Source organism: Roseomonas sp. CECT 9278 (genome assembly GCF_918698155.1).
Taxonomy (GTDB): Bacteria; Pseudomonadota; Alphaproteobacteria; order Acetobacterales; family Acetobacteraceae; genus Neoroseomonas.
The window spans coordinates 1-2,465 of sequence record NZ_CAKKLX010000106.1 but is presented as its reverse complement, the minus strand read 5'-3'; the positions used below and the strand labels follow the sequence as shown (position 1 = coordinate 2,465).

General features: G+C 68.6%; 1 protein-coding gene. It reads left to right on the top strand.

Going from position 1 to position 2,465, the window contains the following annotated elements:
- The coding region (locus tag LQ222_RS26100) for a calcium-binding protein (RefSeq protein ID WP_305800043.1) at positions 1-2,465 on the top strand (2,465 nt) is incomplete at both ends.

Genomic DNA, 2,465 nt, shown 5'->3' with positions numbered 1-2,465 from the left:
ACTTCTTTGACACCATCGGCAACGACACGGTCGATGCCGGGGACGGCAACGACTACGTGTATTCCTATGCTGGCGTTGATTCGCTGGTCGGCGGTGCGGGCATCGACAGCGTCTCGATCGACCGCGATGACGCGACGGCGGGCCTCCGCTACACTGTCGACGGCGCGGACAACCTGTCGGGCAACGATGGCACCACCGCGGCCGGCTTTGAATCTTTCACGATCAGGACGGGCGCCGGCAACGACACGATCGGAGGCAGTGCTGGGGCCGACCAGTTCACCGGTAACGGCGGCAACGACAGCATCGGTGGCGGCGGTGGCGATGACTTCATCTATGGCGATGATGTGTCGGGGATCACGGTCGGCAACGACACGCTGACGGGCGGCGACGGCTACGACTACATTTATGGCGGCGACGGCAGCGACAGTCTCTCCGACTCTGCTGACGGTGGCAGCCTGTACGGCGATGGCGGCAACGACACCATCGTTGTCACGCTCGATGGCGCCAGCAACAACTACACCTACGTCTATGGCGGTCAGGGCAACGACAGCATCAGCGTGACTGGCCCAGGCACGGAATTCGTGGGTGTCGAGGGCGCCATCCTGCCCGCGATCATCTACGGCGACGAAGGCAACGACACCATTATCGGCAGCGATGCCGCTGATCCGTCCTATGGCGCGGACCTGATTTACGGCGGCGATGGCAATGACCGCCTGGTCGGCGGCCGTGGTGACGACAACATGGACGGCGGTGCCAACACCGACACCGCTGACTACTCCGCCGAGACCGCAGCAGTCACGGTCGCGCTCGACGGCAGCGGCAACGGGACCGGCATCAGCACGGTGGCCGGGACGGACGCCCTGCTCTCCATCGAGAACGTGGTCGGCGGCGCCGGCAATGATTCCATCGTCAGCACCGCGGGCAGCATCGCCAACCGCTTCGAAGGCGGGGCGGGCAACGACACCCTGTCGGGCGGCAACGGCAACGACACGCTGGTGGGCGGGGTGGGAGATGACAGCCTGCTGGGTGGCAGCAACACCGACCATGCGGACTACAGCGCGGATACGGCGGGCGTCACGGTCATGCTCAACGCCAGCGGCAACGGCAGCGCGACGGGCAGCGGCATCGGCAACGACAGCCTGACTGGCATCGAGAACGTGTTCGGCGGCTCCGGCGCCGATTCCATCGCGAGCACCGCGGGCACCTCCGTGAACCGCTTCGAAGGCGGTGCGGGCAACGATACGCTGGCCGGCTCCGGCGGCAATGACAGCCTGTTCGGCGGGGCCGACATCGATACCGCCGACTACAGCAGCGACACCGCGGGCGTGACGGTCGCGCTGATAGGCGGTGGCAGCGGCAGCAGCAGCGGCCTCGACGCCGGTGCAGACACCCTCACCAGCATCGAGAACCTGGTTGGCGGCACGGGTGCGGATTCGCTGTTCAGTTCCGGAGCAACCGACGCGAACCGCTTCGTCGGTGGCGCCGCCAACGACACGCTGACGGGCGGCGGCGGCAACGACACGCTTGTCGGCGGCACGGGCAATGACAGCCTGATCGGCGGCGCGGACACCGACACGGCGGACTATGCGGGCGACACCGCGGGCGTCACGGTCACGCTCGATTCCAGCGGCAACGGCGCCGGCGGCGGCACGGCCGCGGGCGGGGACAGCCTGACTGGCATTGAGAACGTCATCGGTGGGTCGGGTGACGATTCGATCACCGGCGCGATCGGCGGCGGCGCGAACCTCTTCGACGGCGGCATCGGCGCGGACACCCTGACCGGTGGCGGCGGCAACGACACGCTGGTCGGCGGCACGGGCCTCGACTGGGCCTCCTACGCCGGGTTGGGCGGGGTCACGGTGTCGATCGATGCGCTGGGCAACGGGAGCTCGTCTGGTGGCGGTGGCATCGACAGCTTGTCGGGCATCGAGAACATCCTGGGCGGCGACGGCGCCGATTCGATCCTGGGCGGTTCGGGCGCGAACATCCTGCTGGGTGGCGCGGGCGCCGACACCATCGTGGGTGGTGGCGGTGCCGACAGCATCCTGGGCGGCCTGGGCAATGACAGCCTGGTGGGCGGTGCTGGCAGCGAGACGCTGGATGGTGGCGAGGACGCCGACACGATCATCGGCTCGGCGGGCAATGACACGCTGATCGGCGGGTCTGGCACGGACGTGCTGGGCTATGCGGGCGAGACGGCGGCGGTGACGGTGAACCTCGCGACGAACAGCGCGACGGGCACGGGCATCGGCACGGACAGCGTGACCGGCTTCGAGGTGGTGAACACCGGTACTGGCGACGACCAGGTGACCGGCACGGGCGGGGCGGAGACGATCACCGCCGGCGCGGGCGCCGACACCATCGTGGGTGGTGGCGGTGCCGACAGCATCCTGGGCGGCCTGGGCAATGACAGCCTGGTGGGCGGTGCTGGCAGCGAGACGCTGGATGGTGGCGAGGACGCCGAC